The sequence below is a fragment of the Mesorhizobium sp. M7A.F.Ca.US.010.02.1.1 genome (assembly GCF_004023085.1).
GTDB lineage: Bacteria > Pseudomonadota > Alphaproteobacteria > Rhizobiales > Rhizobiaceae > Mesorhizobium.
On record NZ_RZRV01000050.1, the window covers coordinates 16,744 to 38,389 of the forward strand.

Sequence of the window (21,646 nt, forward strand, 5' to 3'; positions counted from 1 at the left end):
TCTGCCCGGTGCACAGCCTATCTAGGTCCGACAGGGTGCGACGACCAGCCGACCGCGGACAAATTGCCGTGTGAAGTGCGCCTGCAAGTGTGACTTCGGTGTCGGCCGCATCCTTACCGCGGCCGGCGCACCGCCCGCACCACACCGGCCGAAGTGCTGCCGCAATAGAGGCGGTCGCCGCCATCGGATTCCAGCCCCGACACGCCCATGCCCGCCGGCATGTCGAGCTTCTCGAGAACCTTGCCTGATCGCGGGTCGACGCGGCGCAGGTCGCTCTGCTCGCCTTCCCAGGTGGCGTGCCATAGCTCGCCCTCGACCCATGTCACCCCGGTGACGAAACGGTTGGATTCGATGGTGCGCAGGATCGCCCCCGTCTCCGGGTCGATCTGATGGATCTTGCGCTCGCGGTATTGCCCCACCCACAGCGTCCCTTCGGCCCAGGTCAGCCCGGAGTCGGCGCCACCGCCGGGCGCCGGGATGGTGGCCAGCACCTGGCCGGTATCGGGGTCGATCTTCTGTATCAGGTCGTTGGCAAGCTGGAAGAAATGCTGGCCGTCATAAGCGGTGCCGGCATGTGCCGCGACATCGATCGAGCGCAGCGCCTGCCCGCTTTCCGGATCGAAGGCGTTCAGCTTCTCGCCCGAGGCAAACCAGACGTTGTTGCCGTCAAAGCTCACCCCATGCACCCTCTCAACATCGGCAAAGGGTCCGTATTCGCGCAGGATTTCGGCTTCTGAATGTTTCATGTCTTTATCCTCACGAGATGATCTGATGTGCCTTACTAACCACTCGGCAATGGCGCCGGGAGTAACAAGGTGGTCGTGAATCCGGCCACCGGCGGCGTCATCCAGCGGCGCGCCCGGCCGTGACCGAAAAACTGCACCTTGCCGGCCTCGCCAAGCTGCTCCAGCGCCCGCTGCACGCTGCGCTGGCCGGTACCGAGCGCCAGCGCCAGCGCCGAACTCGCCCAGGATTCACCATCGGCAAGGAAGGCCAGCACTGCCGCGTGCCGCTCCTCGATCGGCCGGGCCAGCACCAGCACCTCGCGTCCGTGGCGCGGCGCCAGCGCGAAGCCCTCCCTGGTCGCGCCGATGTCGGCCAGCCCGCGCAATTCGGCGCGCAGCCGGCCGATCTCGACCCGCAGCCGCGCCCGGTGCGATTCATCGGCGTGCCTGCCGCCGAAGGCTTCAGCGATCAGCCTCGCCCTCGACACATCGCCTGGCCACGCTTCGGCGAGCGTACGGGCCAGCGCAAACAGCACCGGGCGCGTTGCCAGCGAGACCGTTTTCTCCTGTTGGCGCACGACGTAGCGAAAGCTATCGACCAGCAGCGCCGGCGACGCCTGCAACGCCTCGACGTCCTCAAGCAGCAACGGGCGCTGATTGCCAGCCGCGATCAGCCGCGCCGCCGGCGTGTCCAGCGCCAGGAAAGCGCTGTCGACCTCTGCCATCAGGCCCGGAATGCCGGCCCGGCGGGCGGCGTGGCGTGCCCACTCCAACGCCCTGCGCGCCGGCTTCGTCTTGAGGCGCCGCATCGCGATGCCGGCAACGGCGAGCTCGTGCGCGGCCCTCGAGGCCGGCGGAAGCGGCATCGGATCGAGCCCGGCCAGCACATCTTCAGCCTCATCGAGACGGCCGATCAGCAGCAGACGCCGCACCTTGAGGTGGCCGGCATGCGCGGCGTTCAGCCGGTCGCCATGCTTTTCCAGCGTCGCCCGCGCCGCATCCAAAGCCTTGGCGGGCCAGCCGAGGTCACGCGAAACCAGCGCGATCTCGGCCTCGGCGACGACGCATCTGGCGCGCGCCACCGCCTCTTTGGGGCCGAAGCCACGCGCGGCACGCCGCAGCAGCGCCTTGGCGCGATCAAGATCGCCGAGCTGCGCCATCGCGATGCCGCGCAGCGCCAGCGCCGGCGCATCCTCACGCAAGGCAACGCGGTCCAGCGCGCCGAGCGGATCGCCTCCGGCCAGCGCCAGTGCCGCGGCGGTGATCAGCGAATCCATTCAAATCCCGTCACACTTGTAACTCCCACCCCCAGCGCTCAGCGCCCTAACTTAAGTCATGGCCGCCAACCAGCAAGCCGTATCGGCAGCGGCACAACAAGGGAGAACCACGCGATGAACGACACTGTCGGGGGCACCGAGCGGATGCGCCACCCCTGCTGCGGCGGGCCGGCTCTTTCAAATCCCGTCACACTTGTAACTCCCACCCCCGCGATTGACCGCCCTATTCTAGCTCACGGCAAGCAACCACACGTCGCAACAGCGCGACAACAGACTGGCAAAGGAGACGACCAATGACCAAGCACATCGCAATGAAGACCCCGCCGATCGTTTCGCAGCAGGACTGGGAAGCCGCCCGCGAACAGATGCTGGTGAAGGAAAAGGCAACGCTGCGCGCCAAGGACGCATTGGCCGCCGAGCGCCGGCGCATGCCCTGGATGGAAGTGGACAAGGCCTATGTGTTCGAGGGGCCGAACGGCAAAGCGAGCCTGCTCGATCTGTTCGAAGGCCGCCGCCAGTTGATCGTCTATCGCGCCTTCTTCGAGCCCGGCGTGCATGGCTGGCCCGATCACGCGTGCCGCGGCTGTTCCCTTGGCGCCGACCAGGTCGGCCACCTCGCCCATCTCAATGCCCGCGACACCACGCTTGCCTACGCTTCACGTGCCCCGCAGGCCGACATTGCGCGGCTGAAGCAGCGGATGGGCTGGGAGATGCCGTGGTACACAATCACCGACAGTTTCGACAAGGACTTCGGCGTCGACGAATGGCACGGCCACAACGTCTTCATCCGTGACGGCGACCGCATCTTCCGCACCTACTTGATCAACAGCCGCGGCGACGAGGCGATGGGCACCGTCTGGAGCTATCTCGACGCGACGCCGCTCGGCCGCCAGGAAATTTGGGAGGATTCGCCCGAAGGCTATCCGCAGACCCCGCTCTACTCCTGGTGGAACTGGCACGACAATTACGACGCCGGGGCCGACAAGAAATGGGAAGAAGTGTCTGCTGCCGGCGAGGCTGCATTCCGCGACAAGGGCGAGCAGTAACGGTTGTCCAGCCTGGGTTCCTCTCCCCGCTCCGTGAGGAGAGGAACCAGTCGTGGCTGGCATAATCATCAGGGATCAAGACCATGAGCGATATCCACACAGGTGCCGGCAGCGCGATCCCGGAAGCCACCACCCTCGGGCTGGCCGACTGGCTTTGCCTTGCCGCGGCACCGACCTTCGCCGTGATGGCGCTGCTCACCTGCATCTTCAGCGGCGATGCGGCCATGCAGTGCATGGGCACCAACGCCTCGCCGCTCACGGGCATGGCCGCGATGTATCTGCTGATGAGCGCATTCCATCTGGCGCCCTGGCTGCGGGTGATTTCCGGCAGGCAGGTCCGCTAGGCGCAGCGCGCCGTTCCAATTCCAAACACCCCACACATCGGAGAAGACAATGAGACTGGTCAGGCTGAGAGCGCCGGGCGGCTTGGGCAATCTCGGCCTGGTCGAGGAAGATCCGCCCCAGCCAGGGCCGGGCGAGGTGCTGGTCAGGATCCGGGCCTGCGCCTTGAACATGCGCGACGACTTTGCCGTGCAAGGCAAGATGCCTCTCGCCGACGGCCGCGTTCCGCTCTCCGACGGCGCCGGCGAGGTGATTGCCCTTGGCGACGGTGTCGATGCACTCAAGCCCGGAGACAGCGTCGTCAGCGTCTTCTATCCCTGGTGGCTGGGCGGCGACATGACGCCCTCGACCCGGCGCGATATTCCGGGAGACAGTTTCGACGGCTTCGCCAGCGAGTATGTCTGCATGCCGGCGCACGCTTTCACCAGGGCACCGGCAGGTTATACGCATGTCGAGGCGGCGTCGCTCACCTGCACCGGCGTTACTGCCTGGCGCGGCCTGGTTGTGTGCGGCAAGGTGAAGCCGGGCGACGCGGTGCTGGTCCTCGGTTCGGGCAGCGTATCGCTGTTCGCGCTGCAATTCGCCAAAGCCGCCGGCGCCCGGGTCATCGCCACCTCATCCGACGAGCAGAAGCTGGAGCGGCTCAAGCGCCTCGGAGCCGACGCCATCATCAACTACAAGTCCGTCCCGGACTGGGGCCGCAAGGCCAGGGATTTGACCGACGGACGCGGCGTCGATCACGTGATCGAGGTCGGCGGACCCGCCACGCTGGCGCAGTCCATTGCGGCCTGCAGAACGGGCGGGCATATCGCGCTGGTCGGCGTCCTGACCGGCTTTGCGGCGGAAGTGTCTATCCCCGCCCTGTTTTCCAACCAGATCCGCATCAGCGGCATTTCCATCGGCAGCCGGGTCGACCAGGAGGATATGATCCGCGCGATAGAGTCCAACAGGCTGAAACCCGTCATAGACCGCCACTTTCCGCTGCAGGACATCGCCACCGCCTTCGCGCACTACGAAACCCAAAAGCATTTCGGCAAGGTCTGCCTTGAAGTTTGAGCGCTCTCCACCAGCAGCCGTCGGGTCCGTGCCTTCGTCGTGATTCTGCCTAGGTCGCGATGTCGTTGACCGGCAGCAGGGGCTTGGGAAGGTCGGCCTCACCGAGCCCGCTGCGCAACTCGATCTCGATGTCGCGGCATATCTGCGAGATCGGAACGTCGTTGGCGTTGCCCTCGAATGGGTTGGCGCTGCTTTCGCCGACCTGGTCGAGGGACATGTATGCCCAGCCCAGCAGCGTGCTGAACGGGATCGTCAGCCAGATTGCGATCGACCCGAGCGCGCCACCCAGTTTGCCCATATCGGCAAAGACGGGAACGACCCCGAATGGCAGCAGCGTGCAGAAGATCATCACGAACATCGAACTGACGATGGCGTATTGCCTGGGATAGGGATTGTTCTTGATGCGATCGCAGCGCGCCTGCTGGTCATGGAAGTCGCGGATCAGCTTGGTCAGTTCGCCATAGATCTGGGGAGGAAGCTTTGTGTCCTTGAACAGCGCATTGACCTGGGCAGATTGCAGTTCGAGCAGGGCTATCGCCGGCTGGGGCGATTTCAGGACGTCCTCGGCCTGTTCGGCGAGCAGTGGAGCCAGCTCGTTGGCGACCGAGCTCGCATCCTCGTGGATACGGTAGCGCCGCCGGTATTCGATATTGGCGGCCCGCGCCATGGATTCCCATGGCATCGGCCGGCGCAGAGAAAAACGCAATGCCGTCATCCAGGCGATGTGGCGATAGATGAGCTGTCTGGCCGTCGGCGCGTCGAGGAAATCCCTGCAGAAATTGGACCACAACCGGCTGCTGGCCGTAATTTGCGTAAAAGCCTGCAGCGCGTCGCTGCTGCGGGTGAACACCTGCGAATTCTTGAACCCGGCAACGAGTGATACGGTGGTGCCAAGCACCAGCACCACCGACCATGGCACCGAGAACCCGGCGATGCCCGGAAAACGGTAGGCCGCCACGGCCAGTCCGCTCACCACCACCATGTAGATGACGCTGCGCCGCGACCAGAGCGCGAAATCCACTATTTTGTAGGAACGGCCTACATACATCGGGTCCCCTCAACTTATCGACAGCTGTGGTTTTGCACGGCCGGAATCTCGTCGCCTCATTGTGCCTTTGCAGCCCCGAACCGCAACCCGTCCATCAACAGCTTGACCAGCCGGCGCGAGCGGTCGCGCCATTCGGGGGTGTCGGGCGCTGAATAGATGCCGCCCAGCGCGTGCAGCACGTCGGAAGCGTCGACGTCGCCGCGGATGGTGCCGTCGGCCACGGCCGACTCGACCAGTCGTCGCAAGGCTTGCGACACCCGGCCGAACGTTTCGGAAAACAACGTCGAATTGGTGGTGAGCACAATGCGCAGGCTGGTCGCCAGGCCGCGCTTGGTGGCGATGTAGTCGACGAAGCGCTGCATCCACTGTTCCAGCGCGACATCGGACGGATGTTTTTGGGCAAGTTCGCCGGCGGCCGCGCACAGCGCTTCCACCTCACGACGATAGACCACCTCGACCAGATGCTCGCGCGTCGGGAAATGCCGGTAGAGCGTGCCGATGCCGACGCCGGCGCGGCGCGCGATCTCCTCCAGCGAGCCATCGATGCCGCGCTCGGCAAAGACTGACACCGCCACCTCGACCAGCCGGTCGCGGTTGCGCCGCGCATCGGCGCGCAGCGGCTTTGCGTCTACGGCCTCGGCCTTCTGTTCAGCAATGGCGGACGGCTCGCTGGCCAATTTTTTCTCCACATCGTGTCAGGGGGCTTGAACCCGGCCGGGTCAGCCACCACGTAATAAACGGAGGCGCCTCCGTTTTAGTGGAGCACCTTTATCATATAATCAGGGGAACCGGTATGTCACGTCTTTCGAACACGCAAGCCGACATCTCCCCTGCCCGCCTGCCTCGCGGGAGACCCGCTGCCATCTCCGCTTTCGCCGTCAAGACCTGACCGAACGGTTACCTTGCCCTTCTGCGGCAAGGCACCAGTTCAATCCCATCCGCGTCAAGCAACTGGAGCCAGACGCCCATGACCAGCCTTCCCATCACCCTCACCATCAACGGACACAAACACGAACTGGAGGTCGATCCACGCGTAACCCTGCTCGACCTGCTTCGCGAGCGGCTCGATCTCACGGGCACCAAGAAGGGCTGCGATCGCGGCCAGTGCGGCGCCTGCACGGTGCTGGTCGACGGCAAGCGCATCAACTCGTGCCTGGCGCTGGCGGTCAGCCATGACGGCGCCCAAGTCTTGACCATCGAAGGCGTCGCCCACGGCGAGGAACTGCATCCTGTGCAGGCCGCCTTCATCGCCCATGACGGCTTCCAGTGCGGGTTCTGCACGCCCGGCCAGATCATGAGCACGCTCGGCCTGATCGCCGAGGGACAGGCCGGCGACGATCCCGAACGCATCCGCGAGGGGCTGAGCGGCAACATATGCCGCTGCGCGGCCTATGGCGGCATCGTTGAGGCCGTCCTGGAAGCCCAGCAACAGCTTGTCAAAGCCGACCGGAGGACCGCGGCATGAGAGACTTCGACTACATCAGGCCCGCCACCATCCCCGACGCCATCGCCGCGGCAGCCGAGCCGGGCTCGGCCTATCTCGCCGGCGGCACCAATCTGCTCGACCTGATGAAAGGCGGCATCACCAGTCCCGAGCGTATCGTCGACATTTCCCGGTTGCCGGAGCTCAACCGCATCGAACGGCTGGACGATGGTGGCCTGCGCATCGGTGCGCTGGTCCGTAATGCCGACCTTGCCTACGATCCGGCGTTCGCCAAATCCTATCCGGCGGTGGCCGAGGCGCTGCTGTCGGGCGCTTCGGCTCAGCTTCGCAACGCCGCGACCGTCGGCGGCAATCTGCTGCAGCGCACGCGCTGCAGCTATTTCTACGACACCGCCAGCGCCTGCAACAGGCGCGAGCCTGGCGCCGGCTGCGACGCGCTGGAAGGCGAGAACCGCCTGCACGCCGTGCTCGGCTGGAGCGATGCCTGCATCGCCACCCATCCGTCGGACTTCTGCGTGCCGCTGGTGGCGCTCGATGCGGTGGTCGAGATCGAGGGCAAGAAGGGCCGGCGCCATGTGACGCTGGAGGAATTCCACCGGCTTCCCGGCGAAACGCCGCAGCGGGAGAATGCACTGGAACCCGGCGACCTGATCGTGGCGGTGCGCCTGCCGGCGGAGGCGGCCTCCTTCTCCGCCAATGCCCGCTACCTGAAAGTCCGCGAACGCACCTCTTATGCTTTTGCCGTCGTATCGGCCGCGGCAGCGCTCGTCGTGGATGGCGGCAAGATCCGCGCCGCAAGGCTGGCGCTGGGCGGCGTCGCGGCCAAGCCGTGGCGGGCACGAACGGCGGAAGCCGTCCTGCTTGGCGCGGACGCCAACGAGGTGACCTTCGCCAGCGCCGCGGAGGCCGCCCTGGCCGATGCCAGCCCATCCGGCGACAATGCGTTCAAGATCGAGCTTGCCCGACGCATCGTGGTCAGGGCGCTGATGTCTGCCCAGGCGGGAACGCCCGAGCGGCTGCCAGCCCTTCCTGCCTCCCCGTTCTCGAACATTCCCGGAGCGCGCCATGACGCTTGAACTCAGCCTCAACCAGCAACCCGCCCATGCCCGGCAGGGCTCCAGCATCGGCCAGCCGCTGACCCGTCGCGACGGCTTTCTGAAAGTCACCGGAGCCGCGCGCTATGCCGCCGACAACCATCCGCCCGGCATGCTTTACGCCGTGCTCGCTGTCTCTAGCATCGCGCGCGGCCGCGTTGCCGCGCTGGATATCGAGGCGGCCAAGGCGCACCAGGGCGTGGTCGAGGTGATGACGCCCAAGAACCGGCCGGCGCTCGCCGCCGATCCGGATGCCAAGGACCATCCCTTCATGTTCCGGCTCGACCTGCTGCAAAACGATCAGGTCCGCTACCCCAACCAGAGCATCGCCGTGGTGATCGCCGAGACGCTGGAGGCGGCGACCGAGGGGGCGGCGCTGCTGTCGCCGCGCTATGAAGTGCTGCCGGCGCGCGTTGGCCTCGACGGCGCTGAAAGCTTCGTGCCGCGCGGTGTCGGTGTCGGCGGTCCGGCGGTGGAGCACAAGGGCGATGTCGAGGCCGGCCTCAAATCCGCAAAGACGCGGATAGAGGCCACCTACGAGACGCCGGCCCAGTACCACAACGCTATGGAGCCGCATGCGATCGTCGTCGCCTGGGATGGCGACACACTGTCGATCGACACGCCGAGTCAGGGCCTTGCCATGGCGCAGGGCCGCATCGCCGGCCTGTTCGGCATCGCGCCGGAAAACGTCCACATCCGGAGCCCGTTCCTGGGTGGCGGCTTTGGCTCGAAAGGCATGATCTCCGGGCCGCAGGTGCTCGGCATTCTGGCGGCGCGCCTCGTCGGCCGTCCGGTCAAGCTGGTGCTGCGGCGTGAGCAGATGTACGGCCCGGTCGGCCACCGTGCGCCGACGCGCCAGACGCTGCGCATGGGCATGGATGGCGAAGGGCGGCTGACGGCACTCGACCATCACGCCAAGACTGCGTCGAGCACGTTCGACGATTTCTTCGAACCGGCGGCGGATGCCTCGCACACGCTCTATGCCAGCCCGGCCATCGCCACCTCGCACGATGCGGTGCGGTTGGACACCGGTACGCCGCTGTTCATGCGGGCGCCCGGCGAAGCCACCGGCTCGATCGCACTCGAAAGCGCCATCGATGAGGCGGCACACGCTTGCGGCATGGACCCGCTGGAGTTCCGGCTGCGGAACTATGCCGAGGTCGAGCCGATGACCGGCAAGCCGTTTTCCTCCAAGGCGCTGCGCGAGTGCTACAGGCAAGCGGCCGAGACGTTCGGCTGGGCGAGCCGCCCGCTTCAGCCTCGGCTGATGCGCGACGCCGACGGTTTCCTCACCGGCTGGGGCATGGGCACGGCGACCTTTCCAGCGCTCATGTTCCAGGCCGAAGCGCGTGCGGTGCTGAGGGCCGATGGCAGCGGCCTGATGGAGACCGGCGCGCAGGACATGGGGCAAGGCGCCTGGACCGCCTTCGCCCAGATCGCGGCCGACGGACTGGGACTGGATATCGACCAGGTCGATTTCAGGGCCGGCAGTTCCGACCTGCCCAATGCAGGCATTGCCGGCGGCTCCGGCCACACGGCGACGGCCGGCATGGCGATCCACAATGCGGGTGCCGCCGTCATCGCCAGGCTTGCCGATCTCGCCACCGGCAACGAGGCCTCGCCGCTGTTCGGCGCCGGCAATGAAGGCGTGCTGGCGCGCGGCGGCCACCTCTATCGGCGCGACGATGAAAGCCGCGGTGAAAGCTATGCCGAGATCCTCAAGCGCGCGGGCCTCACCGAGATCGAGGGCCATGGCAAAGGCGCTCCCGACCCGGCATCCCAGGAGACCTATGCCAAGCACGCGCACGGCGCCGTGTTTGCCGAGGTGAAGGTCGATCCGGATTTCGGCCAGATCCGCGTCACAAGGCTGGTCGGCGCGTTCGCCGCCGGGCGGATCATCAATCCCAGGCTGGTGCGCAGCCAGTATTATGGCGGCATGATCTGGGGCGTCTCGTTCGCGCTGAATGAGGAAGCCATCACCGACCGGCGCTCGGGCCGGATCCAGAATGCCAACCTCGCCGAATATCATGTCCCGGTGAATGCCGACGTTCCGTCGGTCGAGGCGCTGCTGGTCCACGAGGACGACCCTCATGTCAACGCGCTCGGCATCAAGGGCGTTGGCGAAATCGGCATCACCGGCACGGCCGGCGCCGTCGCCAATGCAGTCTGGCATGCGACCGGCGTGCGGCCGCGGCGCTTTCCGATCCGCATCGAGGACCTGCTGGGGTGAGGAGTGGTCCGCGTAGCGGACGGGAAGCCAATTGCTTGGCTCCCGTCCGACGAACGGTGAAAGCCCGGTCCGCCTTCGGGCGGATCAAAAGGTCCAGTGGACCTTTTTAAGGGGCTGAACGCCCGAAGGACAGGGAGCGGCAGCGAAGGGCCGCACAGCCGGCGCGAGGTCCCGCCGGCCCAACATGAGTCAACCGACTTCGCGTCAAGCACTGGAGCCAGACGCCCATGACCAAAACAACGATCCCAGTTCATCTCGATATCAACGGTCATCATCACGATCTGCAACTCGAGCCGCGCGTCACGCTGCTCGACGCCTTGCGCGACCGGCTCGGCCTGACCGGCACCAAGAAGGGCTGCGACCACGGCCAGTGCGGCGCCTGCACCGTGCATATCGACGGCGAGCGTGTACTGGCTTGCCTGACGCTGGCCGCTCAGGTCGAGGGCCGCACCGTCACCACCATAGAGGGGCTTGCACGGGAGGGCGAAATGCATCCCGTGCAGGCTGCCTTCCTTGAGCACGACGCTTTCCAGTGCGGCTATTGCACGCCGGGCCAGATCATGTCGGCGGTCGCTTGCATCCGGGAAGGCCATGCCGGCTCCGACGACGAGATCCGCGAATACATGGCCGGCAATCTCTGCCGCTGCGGCGCCTATCCGCACATCGTCGCCGCCATTCGCCAAGCCGCCTTGGAGGTCGCATCATGAGGGACCTTTCCTATTTTCGCGCCAGCTCGGTCGATGCGGCACGCCAGGCGGCCGCCCTGCCCGGCGCCATGCTCTTGGCCGGCGGCACCACGCTGATCGATCTCGCCAAATGCGGCGTCGCCGAGCCCGAGACACTGGTCGACATCGCTCATCTCAAGGGATTGGACAGCATCGAGGTGGACGAACGCGGCGCCACCATCGGCGCGCTGGCCAGGATGAGCCATGTCGCCGACCATGCCGACATCAAGAGCCGCTTTCCTGCGGTGTCGGAAGCCCTGTGGCAGGCGGCTTCCGCGCAGATCCGCAACATGGCGACCATCGGCGGCAATCTGATGCAGCGCACGCGCTGCCCCTATTTCCGCGATCCCGCGAATTTCCCTGCCTGCAACAAGCGTGAGCCCGGCTCTGGCTGTTCGGCGATCGGCGGCGTTACCCGTGGCCATGCCGTACTCGGCACCAGCGAGGCCTGCATCGCCATGTATCCGGGTGACCTGGCCGTGGCGCTGGTCGCCTTCGATGCGATCGTGCATCTGGGCGAGCGCCAGATCCCGGTCGACGACTTTTTCCTGCTGCCCGGCACCACGCCGGATAGGGAACATGCGATTGAACCGGGCGAGATGATCACCGCCATTGAAATCCCCGGCTCGGCCGTTGCCCGGCGGTCGACCTACCTGAAAATCCGCGACCGGCAATCCTATGAGTTTGCCGCCGCGAGCGCGGCGGTCGGTATCGAGTTCGAACCTGACGGCCGAACGATCCGCGATTTGTGCGTCGCACTCGGCGGTGTCGCGACGAAACCATGGCGGGCGCGGACCGTGGAAGACGCGCTGAAGGGCAAGGCGCTGGAGCCGGAAACCGTGCGGTCCGCCAGCCTGCTCGCTGTCGAAGGCGCCGTCGACCATGGCGCCAACCACTACAAGATCGAGCTCGCGCCGCGCGTCGTCGCGCGCGCCATCCTCAAATTGGGAGAAACGGCATGACCGTTCACATCGCAAGCACCGTTCACGTCGGAAGACACGGCGATGCGTCCGACGGCGCTTTTGCCGAAGCCGTCGGCGGCCGGCTGTCGCGCGTCGACGGCCCGGCCAAGATCACGGGTGCGGCCAAATACGCCGTCGAGCAGCAGCTCGAAGGCCTCGCCTACGCCGTACTGGTCGAGAGCACGATTGCATCCGGCAAGGTGCGCGCGATCGACACCAAGGCCGCCGAGGCGGCGCCCGGCGTGCTGCAGGTGCTGACGCCGGACACCATCATCAGCCTGAGGACCGCGGCGGACTGGTTCGGCACACCGCCGCCCGACAAGCCCTATTGCCCGCTTGCGCGCGACATCACTTTTTCGGGCCAGCATGTCGCCGCTGTCGTCGCCGAGACCTTCGAACAGGCGGTGGCGGCGGCAGCACTGGTCAAGGTCAGCTATGACGAGACGCCTGCCATCGTCGACCTCAGCGATGCCAAGGCCGGCGACGGCATCCCGATCGACGCCATGACCAAGGAATGGGGCGATGCGCAAGGTGCGTTCGCGTCGGCACCGGTCCGCATCTGCGCCGCCTACAACACGCCGCGCGAATACCAGGCGCCGATAGAGCCGCATGGGCTGATCGCGCGCTGGGAAGGCGATAAGCTCACAGTATGGGAGCCGAGCCAGTGGCTGGACGGGATGGCGCGCACCTATGCCGAATGGTTCGGCGTGCCGTTCGAGAATGTGCGGCTGGTCTCGCCCTATATTGGCGGTGGCTTCGGCTCCAAGGCGCTGGCGCTCAGCCATGGCGCGGTGGCCGCATGTGCCGCCAGAATGCTTGGCCGGCCGGTGCGCCTGGTGATGACGCGGCCGCAGACCTTCACCGGCTATGGTGGCCGCGCGGCGACGCGCCAGACGGTGACGATTGGCGCCGACGCGCAAGGAAAAATCCAGTCGATCGTGCATCGTGGCATCAACGAGACGTCGATGGACGGCATGTGGGTCGAGCCGCTCGGATCGGTCACCTCGATCATGTACGCGACGCCGAATTTCTCCTCCAGGCAGAATGTCGTGCGGGTGAATTCGGTAGTGCCGGGTGCCATGCGCGCGCCGGGCGAAAACCCCTCTGCGTTCGGCATCGAAAGCGCCATCGACGAGCTCTCTTACGAGGTCGGCATCGATCCGCTGGAAATCCGGCTCCGGAACTATGCCGAGCAGGATCCGCATGCCAAGAAAGCCTGGTCGACCAGACAGTTGCGCGAGGCTTTTGCCGCAGGCGCGGAGCGCTTCGGCTGGGCCAGGCGCTCGCCCGAACCGCGCTCGATGCGCGACGGCAACCAGCTGATCGGCTGGGGAGTCGCGGCCGGCACCTATCCGGTTCGGCGCGCCTATGGCGAGGCGATCGTGCGTATCCTGGCGGACGGCTCGGTCGAGGTCGAGAGCTCCTCGATCGACATGGGCCAGGGCACGTACACAATCCTGGCGCAAACCGCCGCCGAGACGGTCGGCGTGCGAGCCGACGACGTGGTGGTGAAGCTCGGCGACTCCCGTTTCCCCCGCGCCGGCGTCACCGGCGGTTCGCGGCTTGCCGGCGTCATGACGGGTGCGGTCTACAAGGCGGCGACCTCGGCGCTCGACCAGCTGATCGGCCTCGCCATCAGCGATCCGCGCTCGCCCTTCCATGCGCTGCAGGCCAACACCTTGGTCGTCGCCAACGGCCGCATCGCCTCGCCGCGCGGCGACGGCCCCGATGTCTCGATCGCCGAACTGCTCAAAAGCGTCGGCCGCGACCACATCGAAGCCACCGGCGACACCATGCCGGCCAATTCGACGCCAGAGGATCGTTACAAGAACTACACCACCATCGCCATGTCGGTGCCGCACACCGAGGGCGACTATTCCCGCCACTCCTGGTGCGCGCATTTCATCGAGGTGCGGGTCGACGAGGACTTCGGCACGGTGCGCGTGTCACGCGTGGTGTCGGCACTGGATTCGGGCCGGCTCTACAATCCCAAGCTGGCCGAAAGCCAGTGGAAGGGTGGCATCATCATGGGCATCGGCCAGGCACTGCTGGAAGAAGGCATCGTCGACCGCCGCCACGGCCGCATCGTCAACAACAACCTCGCCGATTACCTCGTGCCGACCAACGCCGACATCCCCGACATTGAAGTGATCTCGGTCGGCATCCCCGACCTGCATTCCTCGCCGCTCGGCGGCAAGGGCGTCGGCGAACTGGCCATTGTCGGCGTGGCGCCGGCGATTGCCAACGCGGTGTTCCATGCGACGGGAAAGAGGATCAGGGATCTGCCGATCACACTGGAGAAGCTAATCTGAGGGCGGTGGCTGATCTCCCACTCGAGGGAGATGTCGCCAGAGGCAACAGAGGGGGTCGCCGCGTGTAGAGCGCCGACCCCGTCTGCGGCAGCAGGCCGAGCCCCGCCGCCCCTGGCCTGCCGGCCATCTCCCGAGGGAGATTTGTAGCACCAGCAATCAGAACTTGTAGCTGAGCCCGACCCGGATATCCTGCGTCTGGAGGTCGACATGGGTTTCCGTGGGCAGGCCGGCGGCCACCGAGAGGTCCTGGCTGCCGAAATCCGAGTAGCGATATTCGGCTCGAGCGATCCACTTGTCGGTGAAGGCGTGCTCGATGCCGGCGCCAACGGTCCAGCCGACATGGCTGTCGCTGTGGAGCGTTACTTCGGCGGCAGGGCCACCGGCGCTGACCGCAATAAGCTCATACTTGGCCGCGGCGACGCCGGCAGTGATGTAGGGCAAGGTCCGATCGAAAGCATAGCCGGCCCGCAGCCGCGCCGACCCCGACCATTTGAGTTCGCTCTTGAGCAAGGTGGTGACACCGCCGCCGCCGGCGTCGAGGGCCGTCAGCCCATCTATATTGCTGTACACAATGTCGGCCTCGGCGCCGATCACGAAGCTGTTCTCCATCTGGTAATTGGCGCCGATATGAACACCGCCGATAAATCCGTTCGGATCGGTGGAGACATTGAGATCGGTGGCCCCGCCCAGTCCGCCGCCGGCGATGAACAGATTGGATTTCCCGGCCGCGTAGCCGATGTCGACGCCGGCATAGAGTCCGGACCAGTCGTAGGTGGAGGCAACAGGCGAAACCTCATTGATATCAGCCGCACACGCCATACCGAGCGGCGCGAGAATCAAGGCCGTTGCGAGAAGAAGAGTTTTCATTGTTGTCTACCGCCCCAAGAATGTTGTGGTCCCCGCCGCGAATGCCTCGCGGAGATCCGGTGTTGTCGCCGCCCCGATGTCGCATTGTCCGTCGGACGTGTCTTGGGCTGGGCCGCACGCGAATTGTCCTGAAATGCAATGCCACGCTTTTTCGGCCGGTGTGGCCATTCAGCCTCAGTCGAATCACACCAGCTGGCACTGCCCAGCGCGGAGCCTGACGGCAACCATTCCCGCTACGGCTGGCGCGCGTTCATCGAGGTGCGCGTCGACGAGGATGTTGGGTCCCCGGCGATCGGCGCCCTTCACTGAGCTGCCAGCGGCGTGCCTATGTCCGAAACGAGTTTGACGAGATCGGCTTGGCGTCTCGTGCCGGTTTTGGCGAAGATGCGGTTGAGGTGGGTCTTCAAAGTGTTTTCGCCGACACCGAGCGCCAGCGCGCTCTTCGACGCGGACAATCCGCTGCCGATGCGCAGCAGGACCCGCGCCTCCGCGGGCGTAAGGTCGAACAGAGTGGCGAGAACGGCTTCCGGGAGTGGAGAAGAAGACGTCGTGGTCGAAACGAAGACGGCGGCACATGCGGGCCGGAAAGCAGCGCGAGCGGTTCCTTCGGTCAACGGCAATATATAGGCGACGGCGGGCGGCTGACCTGGGGCCGAAATGGGCAGGCCTATACCGCGGGAGCCAAGCGAGGTATCCGCGCTCGCGGCACTGGCGATTGCATCCAGCAGGGCGCGGGCCACCGCCGAATTCTGCACCTGGAGCAGACCGTTCCTGGAAAAAATGGGCCCTTGCAGCGAAAACATCCGTTCGGCAGCCCCATTCGCATGGAGGATTGCTCCGTTGGCGCCGGTAAGCACGACAGGCACGGCGAGATGATCGAGCGCCTGGCGGTAAAGGTCGGCGGTAACGCGAGCCTGATCGAGCAGATCTCCAATCAGCGACGCACGGCGCAGGTGCGGCGAGAGCAATGCCAGGAAGCGCTGTTCTTCAGCTGATATGATTCCCCTGTCGGCCCGCGTAGTGCAGCCCATGAGCCCGATCCGGTCCGGCGTATGGACGAATTTGGTGATGCAGGCTTCGCGCAATCCCTGCGGTTTGGCCCAATTCTGGAAAAATGGCGTCTGCTGGAGTTCGGCTTCGCTCATATGCGACAGCGTCGCAACGGGTGTGTCGATGTCGCCGACAACCGCGGCCTTCAGTCCGGGAACTGCGTCAAAGTCATAGTCCTCCTGGAGCACGCGCATTTGCACGGGATCCCAGGGCGATTGGGCCGCGAAGCGGCCATGATTGCCGGCAGTGCTGGCAAGCGCGACGGTGGTATAGGCTGCGTCTACAGCCTCCGTGATCCGGATCATTACCCCGGCCCAGCCTTCCGGATTCAAAACGCAATCGTAGATATCGCCGATGATCGACGAAAGGACTTCGCTGCTCAGTCTCTCCACCACGCCCCCAGTTTCCTGACGTGCCCACCTCCCCGGATGGGCGGGCCGCCGTTCGTTGTAAAAGAGGCAATCTCACCTCGGAGGATTTGCCGCGTCATACTTTCGGGTGACGCCATGCGTGATCATGCTGGATTATATATCTAATTCGATCAGTTGAACGCCAAACGATCAATGTTCCAGGATCAGGAAACATTTCGTTTCGATATTCTCTGAAGCTGTGGGTATCGGGGTGTTCCATTGTCACGAAAGACGGTGTTTTCATCGGCTCAACTGCCGTCGCATCTCAATGATCGCGATCGATTTTCCCTCTGGCAAGACATCCATGTCGCGCAGATATGGTCGGTCGAATACGGCATGTCGGACAACCTGCCTTTCGAAGCTGCGATCGAAGCCACAGCTGTCGGATCACTGGTTCTTGGCCAGATGTCCGGAACGATCAAGCATGCGACGAGGAACGCGAGCAATATCGCCGATGACGGCAACGGCGGTTATCTCCTGCTGATCAACAAATCCGACACACTGTTGACCGGCGTCCAGGCCGGCCGCGACTATGATGTCGGGCAGGGAGAAGCGGTGCTGGTCACAGCATCGGAAGCGCTGAAAATGGCCGGCGCCGACAGCAATGTGTGGACAAACGTGGCGGTCCCGCGCAGCGTCCTCGCACGGGCCTTCCCGCAGATCGACGACAGGCTGGCGTTGAAGATCGGCGCCGAGAACGAAGCTCTCGATCTTCTCAAGCGTTATTGCCAACTTCTTGAAACCGGCCGCCCTCTCATCTCGCCCGATCTGATTGCGCACGCAACGGAAACGATCGTCGATCTGATCGGCCTGGTGACAGGCGCCAAGGGTGAGGTTGCCGAACTGGCCGGCTTGCGCGGTCTGCGGGCAGCCAGGTTGCAAGCGGTCCTGGTGAAGATCGCGGACAATTTCGCCAAGCCCGGCATCTCGGCGCAAGGCGTCGCACAGGAACTCGGCCTGTCGGCGCGCTATGTTCACAATCTTTTGCAGAAGTCGGGTATCAGCTTCTCCGAGCGCGTTCTCGAACTGCGCCTGCAGACGGCCCACAAAATGCTTTCGCAGAGACAGAATGGCGAGATGCGCGTCAGCGAAATTGCCATGACCAGTGGCTTCAGCGATGTGTCGTACTTCAATCGCTGCTTTCGCCGCCGCTTCGGCTACACGCCGACGAGCGCCAGATAGAACCGGATACCCGGAAACCTACACACGACTCGATTCCGATTACCTCTCCGTCAAAAGCCGAGATCCGGCGGCGATCAATGGCGCCTCCGAATGCAATGGCCGATCGACGGCTTAAGCGAAACGGGCGGATCTGCGGCGCTGACCAGCGCGAATTCAACCACCGACGCCACCTTCATCACGCTCAGCCTGCGTGCTTCCACCGATTTGGGCCTCGGCGAATCAAGGCGACGGCGCGCGGCATGCTCGGCTGACGCCATGCCTTCGGTGATGTCACGCCGACCTCGACGTTCGCTTTTGCCGGCGGCGATCTCTTCACCATCGCCGGCGAATGTCCTGCAAAGCGCGAAGCGCGCGCGATGATCCAGATGCGACGGCAAATCCGCCGATGAGAAGACGTTCTTTTGCAAGGGACGACCGGCCTTTTCCACAATCGCAGTCTTCATTTCGACACGCACCGTATTGGACCAGATCACGATCTGTCCAGGGCCGGAAATACTTGTGCGCCAGGTGACAACTTCAGTGCCACCCTGGACAAGGGTTGACTTAAGTTTTTTAGATTTGGCCGGTTGATTCCAGAAATAAAACACCGCCCTCGCAACTGAACCACTCCCGTACGACGTTCAGCGATTCGAAATCGAAATTTGAGAAGCTCACAGTGACGTCTGCACGATAGCGTTGCTAGTTATTCCTCGAAGAAGAGTTTGGAATGGAACGTTTTGTATTTGGTATTTTTCTCAGGTACTCAGTTGACATAACTCCAAGCATCACATTAGAGATTTCTATCAGGCAAGTCCGCCCCGGACTGATCCGGGGTCGCATGAATTGGCTGCGAGGGGCAAATCATGGGGCGTGTTCAAGATTCCGCCGGTCTTAGGCCTTCGGACCTAAGCCAGACCCCCCCGAATTCAGCCCGACAGAGCAACCTGCGTTCACAGGCGAGCCAGCTTGCGCTGCGATCCGCCATCGGGATTGCTGCGGCCGCGGGCGTGAGTCTGCTGGCGTCCGGCCAAGCCTGGGCGGATTGTCTCGTCGGTGCCGTCACTGTCCAATGCGACACGACCTCCACCACCGACACGACATTTCCCGCTGACGCACCCAACGATCGCAACTATCAGAACTTGTTGCCCACACCAGTCATCGTCACCGTCGATCCGGGAACGACGGTGAGCGGTTATGGCCTTGCGGTTTCCAACGCCGACACCGGCGGCGTCACCGTTACCAACAATGGCACGATCAGCGTCGATGCCGGCAACACGCCGACCGCGGGCGGCACGGCGGCCCTGTCGGTCTCGGCGGCTGGCGGCGCCATCACCTACACGGGTGGAAACATCATCAACCATGGCGCCGGCAACGCGTTCGATGTGACGCAGACCGGCGGTGTCGGCTCGATAGACATTAACGTCTCCGGCAATATCTTTTCGGCGGCAGGCGAAGGTATTACTGTCCGCGACGTCGCGACCAGCACCGGCATTTCGGTGACCACAAACGCGGTGACCGCACTCACCGCAGGCAAGGATGCCATCGACGTCCAGACCCAGTCGTTGACAGGCAATATCACGGAGGTCGCCAACGGCGACATCAAGGCGGGCAACGCCGGCATGGTGGCCGCGATCCTCAACGCCTCGGGGACCGGCAACATCGACGTGACCGCCAACGGCTCCATCGACGCCCGGTTCGGCATCGACGCCGAGAACTTCGGATCGGGCTCGACCACGGTGACCACGGTCGGTCCGGTCACCGCGACCAGCGGCAACGGCATCTATGCGCAGTCGGCCGGCGCCGCCGTCACGGTGACGGCGGGCGACGTGACGTCCACCGGCAACACGGCCATCATCGCCCAGCAGACCAAGGCAGCGGGCTCGGGTGCGGTCAACGTGACCGCGGGCAACGTCTCGGGCACGACCGGTATCCGCACCCTCAACAACGGCACGGGCGCGATCGGCATCATCACCAACGGCACGGTCGAAGGCGATATCGCCGCGATTTCGGCGCAATCGAACAGCGGCAATGCGATCGGCATCACCCTTTCCGGCGCGACGCACAACACCGCCCTGACGGCCGCGGCGCTGGCCATCACTACCTCTGATGGTGCCACGACAATTCTCAATGGCGGTGCACTGACCGGCCGGGTGGAGCTTGGCGGTTATGCCGACCTCCTGACCAACCACGCTACCTGGACAACCGGCGGCACCAGCCTGTTCGGCGCCGGCATCGACACCGTGACGAATACAGCCGCAGCCTCTCTCAGAACCGCCAGCAATGGCGCAACGCAGGAGACCACCACCTTCAGCGGGCTCGAGTTGCTGTCCAATGCCGGACGTCTCACCATGCAGGATGGCGGCGCCGGCGACCGCACGGAGCTTGCCGCCACTGTGGCTCTGGCGGCCGGTTCGACCTACGCCGTCGACATCAACGCCGCACTTCAGTCGGATCTCCTTCACACCACCGGCACTGCCACCATCACCGGCTCGACCTTGGCGGTGACGGCGCAAGGCATCACCGCCGGCCGCTACACCGTGCTGACCGCCGATCTGGGACTCACCGGCGAGTTCGCCTCTGTGACGGGGATCACCAGCACCGCGTTCCTGTCGGTGACGGATGCCTACGACTTGAACAATGCCTATCTCGATGTGCTGGTGTACGGCTTCACCGATATCGGGCTGACACCCAACCAAATCGCCACCGGCGGCGGCGCTGAAAGCCTCGGGGCCGGCAATCCTATCCATGACGCCCTTCTGGCGCTGCCGACAGCAGCTTCTGCACGCGCTGCTTTCGACCAGCTGTCTGGCGAGGTCCACGCCTCGGCCAAGGGCATGCTGGTCGAGGACAGCCGCTTCGTCCGCGACGCAGTCACCAATCGTATCATGTCCGCTTTCGGCGATGTTGGCGCGGCCGCATTGCCGGTCATGGCCTATGGCGAAGGTGGCCCCGAAATGGTCGCGGCCGACACCGACCGTTTCGCCGTCTGGGGCCAGGCCTTTGGGTCGTGGGGCAATACCGACGGCGACGGCAACGCCGCCGCCTTCGATCGTTCGACCGGCGGCCTGCTGGCCGGCGCCGACACGCTGGTGGGCGGCTGGCGCGTCGGCCTGCTCGGCGGCTACAGCCATTCGAGCTTCGACGCCGACGATCGCAACTCTTCGGGCAAGAGCGACAACTATCATCTCGGCCTCTATGGCGGCACCAACTGGGGCGCCATCGCCTTCCGCACCGGTGCCGCCTACAGCTGGAGCAGCCTTTCGACCAAACGGTCGGTTGCTTTCAACGGCTTCACGGATGGGTTGTCGGCCGACTATGATGCCGGCACCGCGCAAATGTTCGGCGAACTCGCCTACCGGGCCGATGCCGGACAATTCAAGTTCGAGCCCTTCGCCAATCTGGCCTATGTCAGCGTCCATACCGATGGCTTCACCGAAGACGGTGGCGATGCGGCACTGACCAGCGCCGGCTCGAACGATGATGCGACCTTCACCACGCTGGGCCTGCGCGGTTCGACCGATTTCGCGCTCGGCGGCATGAACGCCACGGCGCGCGGCATGCTCGGCTGGCGCCACGCGTTCGGCGACGTCACGCCGACCTCCAGCTTCGCCTTCGCCGGCGGCGATCAATTCAGCATCGCCGGCGTGCCGATCGCCAGGGATGCGGCCGTCATCGAGGCCGGTCTCGACTTCAACATGTCGGCCAACGCGACGCTCGGTGTGTCCTATTCCGGCCAGTTCGGTGGCGGCACGGTCGATCAGGGCGCCAAGGTCGATCTCGGCATCAAGTTCTGAACAGCAACGAAGCGCGCCGGCCGGACAAAGGCAACGCCCGAACGGCGGTCGGCGACGGGACCGGCTTTACGGCACGATTCCGCATATCCCTCCCACCCTACTC

18 protein-coding genes are annotated in these 21,646 nt (G+C 64.9%); 11 read left to right on the top strand and 7 right to left on the bottom strand.

Annotated elements, in window-relative coordinates:
- Positions 1 to 113: 113 nt before the first annotated feature.
- Together EOA19_RS30875 and EOA19_RS30880 are read right to left on the bottom strand one after the other, a co-directional pair.
- Positions 114 to 746 (bottom strand): PQQ-binding-like beta-propeller repeat protein, encoded by a 633-nt coding sequence (locus tag EOA19_RS30875; protein ID WP_128305761.1) that lies wholly within the window; start codon positions 744 to 746, stop codon positions 114 to 116.
- Between the two features lie 35 nt (positions 747 to 781).
- Entirely contained in the window at positions 782 to 2,002 is a 1,221-nt protein-coding gene (locus tag EOA19_RS30880) for a helix-turn-helix domain-containing protein (protein WP_128305762.1), read from the bottom strand.
- Positions 2,003 to 2,295: 293 nt separating this feature from the next.
- Between EOA19_RS30880 and EOA19_RS30885 the strand changes: the two genes are divergently transcribed.
- The 3 genes from EOA19_RS30885 to EOA19_RS30895 all read left to right on the top strand — a co-directional run bounded on the left by EOA19_RS30885 (position 2,296) and on the right by EOA19_RS30895 (position 4,446).
- Positions 2,296 to 3,048, top strand: coding sequence for a thioredoxin family protein (locus EOA19_RS30885; protein WP_128305763.1), 753 nt, complete (start codon positions 2,296 to 2,298; stop codon positions 3,046 to 3,048).
- Positions 3,049 to 3,131: 83 nt separating this feature from the next.
- Positions 3,132 to 3,392: a hypothetical protein gene (locus tag EOA19_RS30890; protein ID WP_128305764.1), complete on the top strand. Its 261-nt coding sequence runs from the start codon at positions 3,132 to 3,134 to the stop codon at positions 3,390 to 3,392.
- Between the two features lie 49 nt (positions 3,393 to 3,441).
- On the top strand, positions 3,442 to 4,446 hold the full coding sequence (locus EOA19_RS30895; RefSeq protein WP_128305765.1) for an NAD(P)-dependent alcohol dehydrogenase: 1,005 nt from the start codon (positions 3,442 to 3,444) through the stop codon (positions 4,444 to 4,446).
- A gap of 49 nt (positions 4,447 to 4,495) precedes the next feature.
- Here EOA19_RS30895 and EOA19_RS30900 read toward each other — a convergent pair whose 3' ends face one another.
- The gene (locus EOA19_RS30900) at positions 4,496 to 5,494 is read right to left on the bottom strand and encodes a bestrophin family ion channel (RefSeq protein WP_128305766.1); all 999 of its coding nucleotides are present in this window, start codon (positions 5,492 to 5,494) and stop codon (positions 4,496 to 4,498) included.
- A gap of 56 nt (positions 5,495 to 5,550) precedes the next feature.
- A complete protein-coding gene (locus EOA19_RS30905; protein WP_128305767.1) occupies positions 5,551 to 6,171 on the bottom strand; it encodes a TetR/AcrR family transcriptional regulator in 621 nt (206 codons plus the stop codon).
- A 290-nt stretch (positions 6,172 to 6,461) separates the two neighbouring features.
- Between EOA19_RS30905 and EOA19_RS30910 the strand changes: the two genes are divergently transcribed.
- The 6 genes from EOA19_RS30910 (at position 6,462) to EOA19_RS30935 (ending at position 14,261) form a co-directional block, all read left to right on the top strand.
- Positions 6,462 to 6,959: a (2Fe-2S)-binding protein gene (locus EOA19_RS30910; RefSeq protein WP_023814339.1), complete on the top strand. Its 498-nt coding sequence runs from the start codon at positions 6,462 to 6,464 to the stop codon at positions 6,957 to 6,959.
- Positions 6,956 to 8,014 (top strand): xanthine dehydrogenase family protein subunit M, encoded by a 1,059-nt coding sequence (locus tag EOA19_RS30915; RefSeq protein ID WP_128305768.1) that lies wholly within the window; start codon positions 6,956 to 6,958, stop codon positions 8,012 to 8,014. The genes EOA19_RS30910 and EOA19_RS30915 overlap by 4 nt, the downstream gene beginning before the upstream one ends.
- Positions 8,004 to 10,262 (top strand): xanthine dehydrogenase family protein molybdopterin-binding subunit, encoded by a 2,259-nt coding sequence (locus tag EOA19_RS30920; RefSeq protein ID WP_128305769.1) that lies wholly within the window; start codon positions 8,004 to 8,006, stop codon positions 10,260 to 10,262. The genes EOA19_RS30915 and EOA19_RS30920 overlap by 11 nt, the downstream gene beginning before the upstream one ends.
- A gap of 227 nt (positions 10,263 to 10,489) precedes the next feature.
- The gene (locus EOA19_RS30925) at positions 10,490 to 10,969 is read left to right on the top strand and encodes a (2Fe-2S)-binding protein (RefSeq protein WP_023814336.1); all 480 of its coding nucleotides are present in this window, start codon (positions 10,490 to 10,492) and stop codon (positions 10,967 to 10,969) included.
- Entirely contained in the window at positions 10,966 to 11,949 is a 984-nt protein-coding gene (locus EOA19_RS30930; protein ID WP_128305770.1) for a xanthine dehydrogenase family protein subunit M, read from the top strand. The genes EOA19_RS30925 and EOA19_RS30930 overlap by 4 nt, the downstream gene beginning before the upstream one ends.
- Positions 11,946 to 14,261, top strand: coding sequence for a xanthine dehydrogenase family protein molybdopterin-binding subunit (locus EOA19_RS30935; protein ID WP_128305771.1), 2,316 nt, complete (start codon positions 11,946 to 11,948; stop codon positions 14,259 to 14,261). Before EOA19_RS30930 ends, EOA19_RS30935 begins: the two co-directional genes overlap by 4 nt.
- A 156-nt stretch (positions 14,262 to 14,417) precedes the next feature.
- Here the strand turns inward: EOA19_RS30935 and EOA19_RS30940 are convergent, their stop codons facing one another.
- Positions 14,418 to 15,128 (bottom strand): outer membrane protein, encoded by a 711-nt coding sequence (locus EOA19_RS30940; protein WP_128305772.1) that lies wholly within the window; start codon positions 15,126 to 15,128, stop codon positions 14,418 to 14,420.
- Positions 15,129 to 15,430: 302 nt separating this feature from the next.
- Positions 15,431 to 16,573, bottom strand: coding sequence for a helix-turn-helix transcriptional regulator (locus EOA19_RS30945; RefSeq protein WP_245486383.1), 1,143 nt, complete (start codon positions 16,571 to 16,573; stop codon positions 15,431 to 15,433).
- A gap of 234 nt (positions 16,574 to 16,807) precedes the next feature.
- On the opposite strand from EOA19_RS30945, the gene EOA19_RS30950 reads away from it, so the two are divergent.
- Positions 16,808 to 17,770, top strand: a complete 963-nt coding sequence (locus EOA19_RS30950) for an AraC family transcriptional regulator (RefSeq protein WP_128305773.1) — start codon at positions 16,808 to 16,810, stop codon at positions 17,768 to 17,770.
- A gap of 74 nt (positions 17,771 to 17,844) precedes the next feature.
- On the opposite strand, the gene EOA19_RS30955 is transcribed toward EOA19_RS30950, so the two are convergent.
- A complete protein-coding gene (locus EOA19_RS30955) occupies positions 17,845 to 18,357 on the bottom strand; it encodes a hypothetical protein (protein WP_128305774.1) in 513 nt (170 codons plus the stop codon).
- A gap of 399 nt (positions 18,358 to 18,756) precedes the next feature.
- On the opposite strand from EOA19_RS30955, the gene EOA19_RS30960 reads away from it, so the two are divergent.
- Positions 18,757 to 21,543: an autotransporter domain-containing protein gene (locus EOA19_RS30960; protein WP_245486384.1), complete on the top strand. Its 2,787-nt coding sequence runs from the start codon at positions 18,757 to 18,759 to the stop codon at positions 21,541 to 21,543.
- Positions 21,544 to 21,646 lie beyond the last annotated feature (103 nt).

Bases quoted from the DNA above. Each gene is read 5' to 3' on its own strand.
- EOA19_RS30935 (WP_128305771.1), top strand. From the start codon at position 11,946: ATGACCGTTCACATCGCAAGCACCGTTCACGTCGGAAGACACGGCGAT.
- EOA19_RS30880 (WP_128305762.1), bottom strand. From the start codon at position 2,002: ATGGATTCGCTGATCACCGCCGCGGCACTGGCGCTGGCCGGAGGCGAT.
- EOA19_RS30875 (WP_128305761.1), bottom strand. From the start codon at position 746: ATGAAACATTCAGAAGCCGAAATCCTGCGCGAATACGGACCCTTTGCC.
- EOA19_RS30910 (WP_023814339.1), top strand. From the start codon at position 6,462: ATGACCAGCCTTCCCATCACCCTCACCATCAACGGACACAAACACGAA.
- EOA19_RS30915 (WP_128305768.1), top strand. From the start codon at position 6,956: ATGAGAGACTTCGACTACATCAGGCCCGCCACCATCCCCGACGCCATC.
- EOA19_RS30885 (WP_128305763.1), top strand. From the start codon at position 2,296: ATGACCAAGCACATCGCAATGAAGACCCCGCCGATCGTTTCGCAGCAG.
- EOA19_RS30940 (WP_128305772.1), bottom strand. From the start codon at position 15,128: ATGAAAACTCTTCTTCTCGCAACGGCCTTGATTCTCGCGCCGCTCGGT.
- EOA19_RS30900 (WP_128305766.1), bottom strand. From the start codon at position 5,494: ATGTATGTAGGCCGTTCCTACAAAATAGTGGATTTCGCGCTCTGGTCG.
- EOA19_RS30895 (WP_128305765.1), top strand. From the start codon at position 3,442: ATGAGACTGGTCAGGCTGAGAGCGCCGGGCGGCTTGGGCAATCTCGGC.
- EOA19_RS30890 (WP_128305764.1), top strand. From the start codon at position 3,132: ATGAGCGATATCCACACAGGTGCCGGCAGCGCGATCCCGGAAGCCACC.
- EOA19_RS30925 (WP_023814336.1), top strand. From the start codon at position 10,490: ATGACCAAAACAACGATCCCAGTTCATCTCGATATCAACGGTCATCAT.
- EOA19_RS30930 (WP_128305770.1), top strand. From the start codon at position 10,966: ATGAGGGACCTTTCCTATTTTCGCGCCAGCTCGGTCGATGCGGCACGC.
- EOA19_RS30920 (WP_128305769.1), top strand. From the start codon at position 8,004: ATGACGCTTGAACTCAGCCTCAACCAGCAACCCGCCCATGCCCGGCAG.